General features: G+C 32.5%; 6 protein-coding genes. 3 read left to right on the plus strand and 3 right to left on the minus strand.

The genetic code is table 11. The features are described from left to right. Positions 1-23 precede the first annotated feature (23 nt). A complete protein-coding gene (locus tag HUE53_RS04220) occupies positions 24-920 on the plus strand; it encodes a hypothetical protein (protein WP_065213053.1) in 897 nt (298 codons plus the stop codon). 33 nt (positions 921-953) lie between these two features. On the opposite strand, the gene HUE53_RS04225 is transcribed toward HUE53_RS04220, so the two are convergent. The 3 genes from HUE53_RS04225 to HUE53_RS04235 form a co-directional block, all read right to left on the minus strand. Then, positions 954-1,775, minus strand: a complete 822-nt coding sequence (locus tag HUE53_RS04225) for a UbiA prenyltransferase family protein (protein ID WP_014166344.1) — start codon at positions 1,773-1,775, stop codon at positions 954-956. Continuing rightward, positions 1,768-4,152 (minus strand): penicillin-binding protein 1C, encoded by a 2,385-nt coding sequence (gene pbpC / locus HUE53_RS04230; RefSeq protein WP_192188730.1) that lies wholly within the window; start codon positions 4,150-4,152, stop codon positions 1,768-1,770. Before pbpC ends, HUE53_RS04225 begins: the two co-directional genes overlap by 8 nt. 265 nt (positions 4,153-4,417) lie before the next feature. Further along, the gene (locus HUE53_RS04235; RefSeq protein ID WP_192188731.1) at positions 4,418-10,108 is read right to left on the minus strand and encodes an alpha-2-macroglobulin family protein; all 5,691 of its coding nucleotides are present in this window, start codon (positions 10,106-10,108) and stop codon (positions 4,418-4,420) included. Positions 10,109-10,266: 158 nt separating this feature from the next. Here HUE53_RS04235 and gcvP point away from each other — a divergent pair, with 158 nt between their 5' ends. Further along, positions 10,267-13,116, plus strand: a complete 2,850-nt coding sequence (gene gcvP / locus HUE53_RS04240) for an aminomethyl-transferring glycine dehydrogenase (protein WP_014166347.1) — start codon at positions 10,267-10,269, stop codon at positions 13,114-13,116. A gap of 1,042 nt (positions 13,117-14,158) precedes the next feature. Further along, positions 14,159-15,217, plus strand: a complete 1,059-nt coding sequence (locus HUE53_RS04245; RefSeq protein ID WP_014166348.1) for a 3-oxoacyl-ACP synthase III family protein — start codon at positions 14,159-14,161, stop codon at positions 15,215-15,217. Positions 15,218-15,394 lie beyond the last annotated feature (177 nt).

Consider the following 15,394-nt stretch of genomic DNA (forward strand, 5'->3'; position numbering starts at 1 on the left):
TTTTTGCCAAAAATAACATAAATATGGGTAATAAATTTCTTTTTTTAGGCTTGTTCGTAATTAATTTATGCTTTGGTCAATTTACAGCCAAAGAATACGACAGTGAAGAGTTTAATAGGTTTAAAGCATCAAAAACATTCATTGTACTTACAGGAAACGAAAAATTTGATACTGAACTAACAAAATCGATGTCAAATATTTGGAAAACAACACCATATTCAACAATCTCAAGTGAAGAATTTGAAAAAAAAATCGCGGATAAAACGGCCTCATTTATATGTTTATTTGGTAATACGAATCCAAATGTAAAATCATATCATTATTTAGCATTAATTAATGGTGGAAAAAAAACAATTAGTAGATATGAATACCAAGATTTAATTGCCTATGCCCCAATCAATTTCTTTATAAATGAAAGTAATTTAACAGATTGTGCTTACAGAGTCAGCAATATGATTGAATCAATGGTTCTTTCAATTGATTTAGTTCAAAAAAACAATATTAAAGGTAGTACTTTATCAATCGTAAAAGAATTAGGAAAAATTTATTTAAAACGTTCACCTAAAATAAAGGAAAGAACCCTATTAATATGTGAAGAATCAATTAATAAAAAAGTTCTTACTGGATCAAATGTACAGAGTGTAGGTATAAATTATCTGCTAACAAAAGACCTTACTAAAGACGATATTGCAGCTTTATATCCTTTTAAATATGAAATTTGCAGCAAAGAAAAAATAGAAAAAGTCATCAAAGAAAAAAACAAAGACTACTATTATCTTCAACCTGCTATAACAGTCAATAAAACCATTTTTGTTTTTGATCCAGTAAATGGAGAGGTAGTTTATTTTGATTTTACAATGATGGGGGCACTAAATTTTAACAAAGGGAACTTGAAAGATTTAGCAAAAGCGATAAAATAAGTATTATTAAACTCCTTCGGGAGTTTTTTTATTTTAATAAAAAAACAAATACCAAACAATAGGTATTGCCTCCACCCAAAAAGACGTATAGTATTTAGAACGATTAGGGGTAGCAAAAAATAATGCAATAGCAATAAAAAATGGCAATATCAATTGCAATGCTACTAATTGATTATTGAAATTGCCATTGCTGTTGAATTTAAAAACTTCCAATAATACACAAATAACCAACAAAACATACCCTAACCATTTTGTTTGTCTCACTCCTATTTGCTGCGGAATAGTTTGTAAACTTAATTTGTCTTTTGACAAATCAACGATTTCAAAAATAAGCATCAAAACAAACACAACAAGAAACCTTTGAATGAAATAAAAAACAACATCATATTTTATAACTAATTCAGTATTAAAAATGGGTAACCAAACGGTTACAATAGCCCAACTCAAAGCCACTAAATATATTTTTACTCCGCTCCAGTTTCTAAAATTAGTTTTTTTAGGTACTATGGGCAAGGTATAAAATCCCGTAAGTAAAAGTACTCCTATTGCTGTAATTTGAGTTATGCTGTTGAATTGAAAGAAGTAATAACCACAGCATAATACCGAAACAAAACTTAACGAAACGATCCATTTTAATTGCTTATGCCAAACCCGTTTTCTAACTCTGGTTAATTCATCGTATTTAATAAAATTGTAACCTACAATCGTACCATAGAATGCAAACTCTCTAACATTATTAGTATTTGAAATATGAAATTCAATACAGCTAATTTGCACAAAGGCAAAAACAGCTAAAGCAACATGAATGCTACTATTTATATAAAAATCAAAAATATTTTTTAAAAATCTACTCATTTTCAATGGTTACATATTGCTTAAGTTCCATTCCTTTTTCATCTACTACCGTTATAAGATGTCTTCCTGTAGATGTTATAATTGGCATTTCGTGAAAAGTTTGTGTGGTACCTTTAAATTCTTTATCAATATACCAATATAGCTTTGATTCTCGATTAGAGTGGGCTATTTTAAAAATTACAGGTTGTATTTTTCCTTGAAAATTTTTTGTTAGATAAATTTTACTATTAGCTTTAGGATAAATAAATCCCATAGTACCTTGAGAGGCTCCCTGACAATCTTGACGGTATGGGGGCAATGGTTTATAATCTATATGTAATCCTTTATAGTACCATTCCATAACGGGGGGCAATACAAACCACGATTGGGTTACTATTTTATCGACATCTTCACAAGTGTTATTTACTTGAAACTGTTTTGTAATGTCTAAATGAATGGTTTTATGAAAAGGGCATATTGTTGTTTTTGTTCCGTTTTTGGAAATCATTTGCTTTACTTTAGGACATCCTGTCTTGGCTAAATAACCACTTTGAACACAACATTCTTTTTCAACTAAATCAGAAATAGGTGGTTTAAACCATTTTTTTCTAGGCAATAAATTAAATACGTCAAATAAAACAGGTGCTGCACTATCAATACCTGTTAATTGTGGTCGTCCTTCTCCTGACGCATTTCCTACCCATACGCCTACCACGTAATCATTATTTGTACCTATAGCCCAAGCATCTCTATTTCCAAAACTAGTACCTGTTTTCCAAGCTAATTGGATAGAGGAATCATAAAAACGCCAAGCCTCATCTTCTGCTGGTCTATTGACTTCTTTCATAGCTTCATAAGTAAGGTATATTGCTCCTGCTCCTACTACTTCTTTTTGGTCTTGTTCCGTTCCGAAATTTGGTTGAAAATCTTTTTTGTAATTGAGTTCGCTAAATTCATATTTGCGATATTGTTTAAATTCATTATAATAATTTAAGGTTGAAGTTAAATTAGCATAGGTTCTACTCAAATCCCACAAATTACTTTCAGCACCTCCTAATATTAACGATAATCCATAATGATCAGGATGTTTATTAATATTTTTTAACTTGTATTGTTTTAATGTTTCGTAAAATTTATGAACTCCGTGTTCTTGTAACATTAATACGGCTGGAATGTTTAATGATCTTGAAAGTGCTCGTTGCGCAGGCACAGCTCCGTCAAACGTTAAATTATAATTTTGAGGCATATACCCTGATATTTGAGTGGGAATATCAGCCACTAAAGTATTAGACAACAACTCGCCATCATCTAACATAGAAGCAAAAAGCAAAGGTTTTAAAATGCTTCCTGTGCTTCGAGGAGCTGTAATGATATCAACATCTTTGTCATGATTAGCATCTGTAGGGGTATTTCCTACATAGCTGAGTATGTTTCTATTTCTTACATCTAATACAATAACAGCCATATTATGAATCTCATTTTGGCTATACTGGCTATAATATTGTCGTACTATTTGGTTTACTCTATTTTGCAGGGAAACATCAATTGTTGTTACAATTTTTTGTTGTGAATTTTCTTTCGCTACTTTTTGTAATAAATGCGGTGCTATTTGAGGTAAATCGTAAGGTTTTTGAGGCAAAGATTCTGTTAGTGCTAAATCAAAGGTCATTTGATCAATTACTTTATTGTCTAATAATTTTTTAAGTAACCGATTTCGTTTTCTTAGTAATAATTGCTGATTTTTACCTGGATATATAAGTCGTGGAGCATTAGGCAGCACTGCTAAAGTAGCACTTTCAGCCCATGATAATTGGTGTGGTTGCACTCCAAAATAACGCCAAGCAGCCATTTCTAATCCTACTACATTTCCTCCAAAAGGGGCATGTGCAGCATATAATTCTAAGATTCTTTGTTTTGAGTGTCTAAATTCTAATCGAGTGGCCAGAATAATTTCAATAATTTTTTCGAAGTAGGTTCGTTTTTTATTTTTTCTAGCCAAGCGAATGACCTGTTGTGTTACTGTACTTCCTCCTCGAACCACTTTTCCCGCAGTTTTATTTTGTTTTACTGCTTTAACCATAGCTACAGGATTAAATCCAAAATGATGATAAAAGTGTTCGTCCTCAAAATAAACGACACATTGTTTGAATTTATCAGGAATAGAGTCTTGCTCTGGAAAACGCCATTGACCATCGCTTGCAATTTTTGCGCCCAATAGTTCACCTGTATTACTTTCTATTACGGTTGAATAAGGCTCTACAAAAAGTGTACGTGGTAAAGAGAAATAATAAAGAAGTAAAAAAATGAATCCAACGATTGCTTTTTTTTTGTTTTTTATTATCCAATTTTTAATTCTTTTTACAAAAGTGAGATTATAGAATTTGTGTATTAATTCCATTCATAATTAAATTTTTCGATATTTTTTATAGAGAAATATTTTAGAACACAACGTATCTCTATACTTGGTAAACTCTCTCGGTATATTCTACAAGAAGCCATCTAAAAAAATTACGATCGTATTTTTAACTTCATCCTGTTCAGTACTTATAAAAGAACTAAACAGGGTAAACCAAGTAATATAACATCAATCATGTGACTTCTCTATTAAGAGAAGTCACAGACTAAAGGTTATTTTTTTTCTTCTTAAAGAAACTCTTTATTTTTCATTTCACAATTTGCACCCATTTTCCTTTCGTTCGAGCCATAAAACTGTGGTCGTACATGGCTTCACACTGTGCTCCTGGCAGATAATAGTTTCCTAAATAAGACGCATTAATAAGCATTTTAAAGACTCTGGTTTCTCCTGATTTTAAACTAAAATAATAATTGGCTCTATCGTCTCGCATATCAATATAATCGGCCATATTTTCTGTTGCATTACCGAAATCAGTATAACGAGTATTCACAATTTCAAATCCTGAAGGTACTATTTGCGTTAATGCTATATTAGGAACCATTTCATTCTTTTGATTTTTTAATATTATTTCAGCTATTAATTCTGTTCCTTGAGCTATTTTAGAAATCGTAACTATTTTTCCTTTTTTATCTTTAAACACGACTGAAGCAGAAACATTGTTAGAAGTAGGTTGTTCTTTTCCTACTGGTAAAATTCCGCTATTAATAATTCTAACAAACAAAGTATTGTTTTTATTGTTTTTAATATCTAGCATTCCACGAACAAGAGTCCTTTGTACAATGGCTTTTGAAGTATTTATAGATACTGATTTACCTCCATTTGTCAACTCAATGCTAATTCCTTTTCCACCGTTGTACTTAGCAAATTTTGCCATTGCATACAATGAGTAAGCCGTAGTCTGTGTACTCATCCATTGATCTGATGATAAATTTTTAGCTAATTTGACTGCCATTGTAAAAGCTTTTTGCTTTTGTCCTAACAATACTAAACTTTCTAAAGTCATCGCCCTATTTCTGTCTTCGGAACCATAGCTATAATAATATTGACTTGCAGTATCATTAATATTTGATTTTAACAATAAGGCATTTGCGGCACTGCTTTGTTCTACTAAAGCGTAAGTTGCTGCCAAACGAAGTTTTGTTTCATTTGTAATTCCTTTCGTTTCTCTTAAACGGTTCATTGATGCTAAATCTGGAACTCCTGCTAAAGCTAAAGTATACAAACGATACGCTTGATTTAAATCCGTGTTATAATCTAATTCCATTCGCCAATTTTTAGCTATTTTTTGTTGATAGCCAATCCATTTAGATTTAAAATTCAATGGCAAATGGTATCCTTTTTTCTCAGCTTCTAACATAAAATGACCCGCATAACTCGTTCCCCAATCATCGGGAGTGGTATTTCCTTGCCAATAAGCCATTCCTCCTGTTGATAATTGAAAACTAGTTAATCGTTCGATCCCTGCTGTAACATTACGTTGTATTTGACTCTTTTTATTGGAATCTACATCTATTACATCAGTTAAATATAATTGTGGAAATACAGAAGAAGTGGTTTGTTCTACACAACCATGAGGATATTGAATAAGATAATCTAAACGCCTTCCAAAATCAATAGTAGGAATTGATGCTATTTCTACCATTGCATGATTGCTGCCTGCAACACCAAAGATTTTCCATGTCATTGTTTTTTTAGCATTTCCGGCTAATAAAGCATCCGTTGTAAGAGTTGTAACTGGATTAGGATTTATTACATCTATTTCTACTTCATATATTGATTTTTCGTTCCCTGAAGTTGCTATTACTTGAAGTTTTCCTATACCAGTTGTATTGCCTACACTTACATCAAAATAAGCCATTTTTTCATCTGGATTTGCAAAATATATTTTTTGTATAGCTGGGCTGGTTAACTTAACTGCATTGTTTGTTTTTACTTGAACTGTTACATTTTTTATATGGTTTTCAGTAGCAAAGAGCGTAACTGGCAAGGTTACTTTTTCAGAAGGTGAAATTTTTCTAGGCAAGGAAGCTAATACCATTAATGGGCTTTTTACCGCGGTACTTTTTTCTGCCATACCATACGCTCCTTTTTCAGCATTAGCCGCTACTACCATTGTTTTGACTGAACCAATATATTTTGGTAATTTGATTGTATGCGTTTTAGTGCCTCCATTTAATTTAAATGGCCCAAAGTACATGACTACAGGTTTAAAACGATTTGCTTTTTTAGCATTAGCCCCTCCTCTTTCGGCATCACCTCCTATACTAAATATTTGATTTACTCGTCCTCCATACGCTCCAATTACATTATCATAAATATCCCAGGTACGAACACCTAATGCCTCGCGAGCATAAAAACTATCCCAAGCGTTCGGGGTTTTAAATCGGGTTAGATCTAATAGTCCTTCATCAACAACTGCAATTGTATAGGTCATTGGCTTACCGTTTTCTTCACTTACTTTTACATCTACTGTTTTTTCAGGTCGCACTACATCGGGCATTTCTATTTTAGGTTTTAAAATAGTTTCTTTATCTATTACACTAATCGGAACCAGACCATACATACGAATAGGAGCATCGTTTTTGGCAGATGCGTGCGGACGTAACATAGTAATATTAATATATACATTAGGAGCCATATCTGGCGTAATATCTAAATCTACTTGCGTTTCTCCGTCGGATGTTTTTTGCCAAAAAGTTTTTACTACTCTTGATCCATTTTCAATAGAAATCAAAGCACGTCCCCCTTCACTTGATGGGAAAAATATTTTAGCTGTTTCGCCTACATGGTATTCTTTTTTGTCTGTAGAAAAACGCAACATAGCCGCTTCTTTTCCATCTGTATTTTTAGAACGTTCAGACCAATAAGGGTAATCTAAAAACACCGTATTTCCTGTTGCATGACCATCATTCGGATCAATAGCTCTGATTAAATAACGTCCCCAATCATTTTCGGGAACAGAGAATGCTATTTCTCCACGCCCTGATGAATTGGTATTAATTACATACGTTTTATAAGCGGTTGTTGAGGTACTGGTACTGTAATTTGATAACTTATCGGAAGATTCGTCCCACCACCATCTAGAATCTATTTTATAAATCCTTACTTGTAATCCTTTAACAGGTTTGGGTTTTCCATTTTCGTTAAGTGTTACAAACTCGTAACGATTATTTTTTCCTGTTTCTAACAATCCGTATTTGTTAGGCTCTGGTGTTTTAATTCCTACATAGGTTGGGTATGGCGAATATTTCACCATACTTACATCAGTGCTTACATCGCCTCCATTTTCATACACTTTGGTAATAAACGCAGCATTCAACATTCCAGGCGCTTGTCCATGTAAAGTTGGATCTATAGAAAAACGGGTTAAACCTTGTTGGTTAATTTTTCCTGAATATACATTTATTTCTTCTGTTGAAAAAGATCTTGTAGGATCATCAAATACAAATTTATCATATCCTTTAAAAGAGGTAACTTGTTGTGTAAACTTTGCTTGTACTTCTGTTTTTAGATCTTTAGCAACAGCTCCGTGCATCCAAGTAACTTTAACGGTATTGTTGTTATTTTTTGAAGCAGAAAGTATATCTTTATTAAAACTGTTTTTAATTTTTAGCCTATTAGGCTTAATCGTTTCAATTTTTATACTCTTATAAAAATTAGCTCCTCCTACACTTATCATTGCTTCCCAATTACCTGTTGGAGCTGAAGTATTCGTTACTAAATCAAAACGATAATGGTTTTCTTCATTTGTTTTATGAATATACTGATAAATGGTTTTTCCCATTGGGTCATTCAATCTAAATTTGATCGGATGGTTTACAGGAATTTTATTGGCATTATCATTTAGAATAAATGATAAATGAATCGAATCACCAGGACGCCAAACGCCTCTTTCTCCATAAATATATCCTTTTAATCCTTTTTGTAGAGATTCTCCTGCTACATCAAAATTACTCAATGATAAAGACAGTTCATCATCTAATTTAACATAAGTTGTGTTTTTACCTTGTTTTACTATAGCAAAATAAGCAAATTTCTTTAAGTCAAATTTAGCGATTCCATCACCATCAGTAGTTGAAGTGGCTATTTTTTGTTGTTGATAAGTGTATAAATCTACTGTTGCACCACTTACGGGGTCAGTTGATACAATATCACTTACTGCAATCGTTATACTCTTATTGTTTCCCCTCTTAGCTATCACTCCTAAATCAGTAGCTAGAACATTTGTTGATATCTTTGTGTTGTTATAATAATAATCCGTACACGGATCTTGACTTTGTAACCATTCGTAGTCTTCCTCATAATAGTAATCATAATCTTCTCCACTATAGTTTACATCATCTTCTTCTACTTCTTCCTCCTCTACGATTTCTTCATTATCGCCTGAACATTTATACAATGCGTCACTTTTTTTGAATGAAAACTCTACTCTATAAATAGAACCAGGATCTGATTCTATAATTTTTGATAAATCAAGAGCATAAGTATTCCATTTACTATAATCTAAAAGCTCATTTTGTTTTAATTCAAGAGTGGTTTTGGCAACTGGTTGGCTTACTTTTTTGAGGTTTCTATTGCCATTCAATTCATTATCTTGTAAAAATTGTAAAATATTGTTTTCATATATTTTATATATTTTCACATTTACTTTTTTCAAATTAGCCGCTTCAAAATTTATTTGTAAATGGTTGGAACTTGGTAAAATAGTTCCGTTTTTAATTAGTCTAACCGCTGGTTTTATAGATTCAAAATCAATTGTTTTTGAGTAATTTTCTTTTAGTTCATCCCCATAAATGTTCTTAATCCCTCGAAAAATCTCTACTAATTTAGATCCATTTAGTTCCGTTGTTTGAATTTCTTCTGTTTCTTGCTCCGTTTCTTCTTCAACATAGGATTCTTGAGTTTCATCTGATACAGAAACGGTTTCTACTGAATCTACGACTCCTTCTTGAACAACTGTTGCTGCTGAGTCTACAGCAGTAGCTGCGGTATCCACATCTGCAACTGTTGTTATTTGAACAGGTTCTGCTACAATAACTTCTTCTTTTTCGGGTTTATAATTATTAAAAAATACTTTCAAAACATTACCCGTAGTAGCATATTTGACTCCATTTGTATTTTGAATATTTACTAAACCATTAAAATCTTGGTCTTTTTTCAAGGGGTCTGAAAAATTAATTAGTAATGACTGATTGTTTTCATCTCCTACCTCAACACTCATTACTTTAAAATCATTTTTTGCAGGTATTGCTAATTTAGATTTTCCTTCGTTTTCTGCATCAATTTCATCACCATCCCATTCAAGTACTATTTCACTGGCCTCATCAAAACGTTTAATTCCTTCTACGCGATACTTAAACTCCGTATTGGTACTTTCCTCTTTATCAAAAGTAATAGCTAAATCATCTCCCTCTTGTGAGCATTCTAACACATCTTCTACGTCGTCAAAATCAGCCACATCGGCAGTTTTTACTGTCCCTACCAAATAATAGGTTTCTTTATCTGATGATTGCAATTCATCTGTTTTAACAATAAAATCTTGTTTGATTGTTTTTAAAGAAAATTTAAACTCTTCTAATTCTTTTGGAACTGATTTTATTTTCCCAAGATTTAAGGTTACTTGATATAACGTATTTTGATCGAATTTATCTTTTGGAACAAAAGCTACTGTGTTAGAAGAAAGTGCCACGACTTTTCCACTTACACTAGGGGTTATATCAAACAAATCAGAATCTAACTCTTGATTTACTTTCCAAGTGGGATTATTAAAATCTAATTGAACTCGAATATCCGACTTAACCGAAACAAATCCAGAAGTAAAAGCCGAAATATACCCTTTAAATAACCCAAAATTAGAATCAAAATCAGATGCTTTTTTGGAGCAAGAAAATTGAAATAAAATTGCACAAAACAACGCAAAAAGCCTGGATAATTTCATGTTTTTAAAATTTTGTTTACTTGAATAATTAACGTAAATGTACAGTTTTTAATACATACAAATATCACATAAAAATTAATTTCGTTAAACAGCTACAAATATTAGTTAAATAGTAGTAATTTTGATGCACTCAAAACAACACATTATTTTTTGATTGAATGAGAACAGATGCATTTGCTTTAAGACACATTGGTCCAAGAGAAGAAGACCTTCAACACATGTTTAAAACAATTGGTGTAGAAAACATTGACCAATTATTATACGAAACGTTTCCAGATGGAATTCGGTTAAAAGAAGACATTACATTAGACGCTCCCATGACTGAATATGAGTACTTAGCTCATATCACGCAGCTAGGCAGTAAAAACAAAGTTTTCAAATCATACCTTGGAATGGGATATCATCCTGCAATTGTTCCTCCTGTTATCCAAAGAAATATTTTTGAAAACCCAGGATGGTATACGGCTTATACTCCTTATCAAGCTGAAATTGCTCAAGGTCGTCTAGAAGCCTTATTAAATTTCCAAACTACTATCATAGAGTTAACTGGTATGGAAATTGCAAATGCCTCTTTATTAGACGAAGGAACCGCTGCAGCTGAGGCAATGACGCTCCTTTTTGATGTTAGAACACGAGATCAAAAGAAAAACAATGTAAACAAATTTTTCGTTTCAGAAGAAATATTACCACAAACGCTATCCATTTTAGAAACCCGTGCCACTCCATTAAACATTGAGTTGGTAATTGGTAATCACGAAACATTTGATTTTTCTACTGATTTTTTTGGAGCTATATTACAATACCCTGGAAAATATGGTCAAGTATATGACTATAGCCAATTTATAACAAATGCGGCTGAAAATGATATTAAGGTAGCGGTAGCGGCTGATATTTTATCTTTAGCAAAATTAACCCCTCCTGGCGAACTAGGAGCAGCAGTTGTAGTAGGGACCACACAACGTTTTGGGATCCCAATGGGTTTTGGAGGTCCTCATGCGGGCTATTTTGCCACTAAAGAAGAGTACAAACGCTCGATGCCAGGTCGAATTATTGGCGTTTCTATAGATGCAAACGGAAACCGTGCCTTACGTATGGCATTAGGTACTCGCGAACAACATATTAAACGTGAAAAAGCCACTTCTAATATTTGTACAGCACAAGTATTATTAGCCGTTATGGCTGGTATGTACGCTGTTTATCATGGTCCAAAAGGATTACAGTATATTGCCAATAAAATACATGCTTCCGCAGTAACTACTTCAAAAGCATTAGCCTCTTTAGGAATTAATCAAGTAAATTCTTCTTTCTTTGATACACTTTTAGTAAAAGCAGATAGCCTTAAAGTAAAAGAAATTGCTGAAAAGAATGAATTCAACTTCTTTTATCCAAATGAAAACTGTGTTGCCATTTCTTTTAATGAAACCACTTCAATTGCAGATATTAACACCATTCTTTCCATCTTTGCCGAAGCAACTGGAAAATCAGCAATTCATGTTTCAGAACTAGCAACAGAAAATCATATTCCTTCTAACTTAATTAGAACCTCTACTTTCTTACAACATGATGTATTTAACAATCATCATTCTGAAAGTCAACTGATGCGTTATATTAAAAAACTAGAACGCAAAGATTTATCATTAAATCATTCTATGATTTCATTAGGTTCTTGTACTATGAAATTAAATGCTGCCGCTGAAATGCTTCCTCTTTCATTACCAAATTGGAATAACATTCACCCTTTTGCTCCAGCTAATCAAGTGCAAGGTTATCTAACGATGTTGAAAAAACTAGAAGAACAATTAAATACAGTAACTGGCTTTAAAGGTACTTCATTACAACCAAACTCAGGTGCTCAAGGTGAATACGCTGGTTTAATGGCTATTCGTGCTTATCATATTTCACGTAATGAAGGACATCGTAATGTCTGTCTTATTCCTTCTTCTGCTCATGGAACAAATCCAGCTTCAGCGGCTATGGCAGGAATGAAAATTATCGTTACTAAAACAACTCCTGAAGGAAATATAGATGTTGAAGATTTAAAAGCAAGAGCTATTGAACACAAAGATAATTTATCTTGTTTAATGGTAACTTACCCTTCTACGCATGGAGTTTATGAATCTACCATTATTGAAATTACAAACCTAATTCACGAAAATGGTGGTTTAGTTTATATGGACGGTGCTAACATGAATGCACAAGTAGGTTTAACAAATCCAGCTACCATTGGTGCTGATGTTTGTCACTTAAACCTACACAAAACATTTGCTATCCCACATGGTGGCGGTGGACCAGGTGTTGGACCAATTTGTGTAAACGAAAAACTAGTTAACTTCTTACCTACCAATCCTGTGATAGCAACTGGTGGTAAAGATGCTATTTCTGCTATTTCTGCAGCTCCTTTTGGATCCGCTTTGGTATGTTTAATATCTTATGGCTACATTTCTATGTTAGGGGCTGAAGGTTTAAAAGCTTCTACAGAACACGCTATTCTAAACGCAAACTATATGAAAGCGCGTTTAGAAGAACATTACCCTGTTTTATATTCAGGCGAAATGGGACGTGCAGCTCACGAAATGATTTTAGATTGTCGTGAATTCAAACAAAACGGGATTGAAGTAGGTGATATAGCCAAACGCTTGATGGATTATGGTTTCCACGCTCCTACAGTGTCTTTCCCTGTAGCTGGAACCTTAATGGTAGAACCTACTGAATCGGAAGATTTAGCAGAATTAGATCGTTTTTGTGAAGCCATGATTTCCATCAGAAAAGAAATTGCTGAGGCAACTATTGACAATCCTAACAATCCTTTAAAAAATGCACCGCATACCTTAAGTATGTTAACAGCTGATACTTGGGATTTACCTTACTCAAGAGAAAAAGCAGCATATCCATTAGAGTATATTACCGAAAATAAATTCTGGCCTACAGTACGTCGTGTAGATGATGCGTATGGAGACAGAAATCTGGTTTGCTCATGTGCTCCTATTGAAGCGTATATAGAAAGCTAATAGAAAGAAAGCCTTTTTTATTATTCTACATTATAACCTTAAACTCTTTGTTTTTCAGAAAACAAAGAGTTTTCTTATTACCCAGCTAACAAAGACTCCTTAAACAATCTGATTATGGATGAAGTCAAAAATCTGTGGGATGGAACAACGAAATAAGATAGATATAAGTGTGATTTAACCTAGATTACCCATTAGAGATTTATTACAAATATAAATAACTTTGAATCCAAAAAAGTACTCACTTTTTTCTCCTCAATGCAAAACGATAGCTGTTGTAAAAAATTTCCGTCCCTTTTTACCTCCTTTGCCCTTTTCCTCTTCATTACAAAGTCTAACAGATAATCTAGATTAAAAGAGCTTTTTAGATACCAAGCAGAGAGAGTTATAAATGGATAAAAAGAATTTCTCTTCGTAGTGGTAGAATTATACAAAGTTCAAAATTGTATTTTTTGACATGATATAAGGCTCTGCTTTTAATGAATGCTACAAAAAAAGGATTAAGTAAAGAAATTCAAAAACAACTTAGACAAAAAGACATGAACCCGTTTGGGCAATAGTTCACAAATACAAAAAGTCATAAAAATAAAAACACTCGTTATGCTTTAAAAGGAATCTTAGAGTTTGATAAGACTATTTCACTATTAAATCTTCTGTAATTGAGCAAGAAAAAGATATACATATTCGTGGTGGTGTGGCAAATAAAAGGGACTATAATAACAGCATTTCTCCTTGTGGGAAGACGTATAAAGGAACAAAAAATCAACAATAACATTAAAAAAGCTTCCCCTAAAAATAGTATTCTTCTTATTCTACCCATATTTTTATAATAAATTAACCCTTCTATCTTTATTAATTGTTTTAATTGTTTTTTTATCCAAGGAATTATTATTTTATTATTACCAAAAAAAGCTTATTAAAAAGAATTTATAATAATTAAAAATAAGTTTCTTTACATAATTAACAAAAAAAGACCTTAAATAGAATTTACAGCCAATCAAAAGATTTGTTTGTCTAAATTAGTAGTTTTCAAAACCCAATTACAATGAACATTAAAATAACTGGTTCAGGAAGCTATATCCCTACTGAAATTGTAACCAATCTAGATTTTGCCAAACATATTTTTTTAAATGACGATGGCACACCTTTCCCTCTACCCAACGAAACAATTACAGAAAAATTTTACGACATTACCGGAATTGAAGAACGCAGATATGTTACAAATGATTTATTAACTTCCGATATTGGAGCTATAGCTGCTAAACGTGCTATAGAAGATGCAGGTATAGATCCTGAAACTTTAGATTACATTATTTTTGCACATAATTTCGGCAATGTAAAACATGCTGCAATACAAACCGATATTTTACCAAGCTTAGCCACTCGTGTAAAACACAATTTGCGTATTAAAAACCCTAAATGTGTAGCTTATGATATGCTTTTTGGCTGTCCTGGCTGGATAGAAGGCATTATTCAAGCAAAAGCCTTTATTCAGGCGGGAATGGCAAAAAAATGTTTAGTAATTGGTGCCGAAACTTTGTCGCGAGTTGTTGATTTACATGATCGCGATAGCATGATTTATTCTGATGGAGCTGGTGCTACCATCATTGAATCATCAGAAGATGAAGGGGGTATTTTAGCCTATGAATCGGCTAGTTTTACTTATGACGAAGCTTATTATTTACATTTCGGAAATTCTTTTAATAAAAGCCATAATCCTGACGTACGTTACATTAAAATGCACGGACGAAAAATTTATGAATTTGCATTAAACAATGTTCCAAAGGCGATGAAAGAATGTCTGGATAAAAGCGGTATAAGTATTAACGAAGTAAAAAAAGTATTGATTCATCAAGCTAATGAAAAAATGGATGAAGCCATTATCCAACGTTTTTACAAACAATACAAACAAACACCTCCTGAAGGTATTATGCCTATGTGCATTCATAAATTAGGTAATTCAAGTGTAGCAACTATTCCAACTTTATTTAATCTAATTATTAAAGGCGAAATCAAAAATCAACAGATTAATAAGGGAGATGTAATCATTTTTGCATCGGTAGGAGCAGGAATGAATATTAATGCTATTGTATATAGGTATTAGATAAATTTTAAACAAAAAGAGACGGTCTTTTAAACGGTCTCTTTTTTCTTAAATAAGAGCATATTCATAAAAAGTATTATTTATACTCTCTTTACTATAAAACTTCCCTTTAAAACACTCCAATTAAACCACAATTTGTGTATTATTGTTTTAATCTAACAATTACACTATAAATCT

It is taken from the genome of Flavobacterium columnare (genome assembly GCF_014844295.1).
GTDB lineage: Bacteria > Bacteroidota > Bacteroidia > Flavobacteriales > Flavobacteriaceae > Flavobacterium > Flavobacterium columnare.

Bases quoted from the DNA above. Each gene is read 5' to 3' on its own strand.
- HUE53_RS04220 (WP_065213053.1), top strand. From the start codon at position 24: ATGGGTAATAAATTTCTTTTTTTAGGCTTGTTCGTAATTAATTTATGC.
- HUE53_RS04235 (WP_192188731.1), bottom strand. From the start codon at position 10,108: ATGAAATTATCCAGGCTTTTTGCGTTGTTTTGTGCAATTTTATTTCAA.
- gcvP (WP_014166347.1), top strand. From the start codon at position 10,267: ATGAGAACAGATGCATTTGCTTTAAGACACATTGGTCCAAGAGAAGAA.
- HUE53_RS04245 (WP_014166348.1), top strand. From the start codon at position 14,159: ATGAACATTAAAATAACTGGTTCAGGAAGCTATATCCCTACTGAAATT.
- HUE53_RS04225 (WP_014166344.1), bottom strand. From the start codon at position 1,775: ATGAGTAGATTTTTAAAAAATATTTTTGATTTTTATATAAATAGTAGC.
- pbpC (WP_192188730.1), bottom strand. From the start codon at position 4,152: ATGGAATTAATACACAAATTCTATAATCTCACTTTTGTAAAAAGAATT.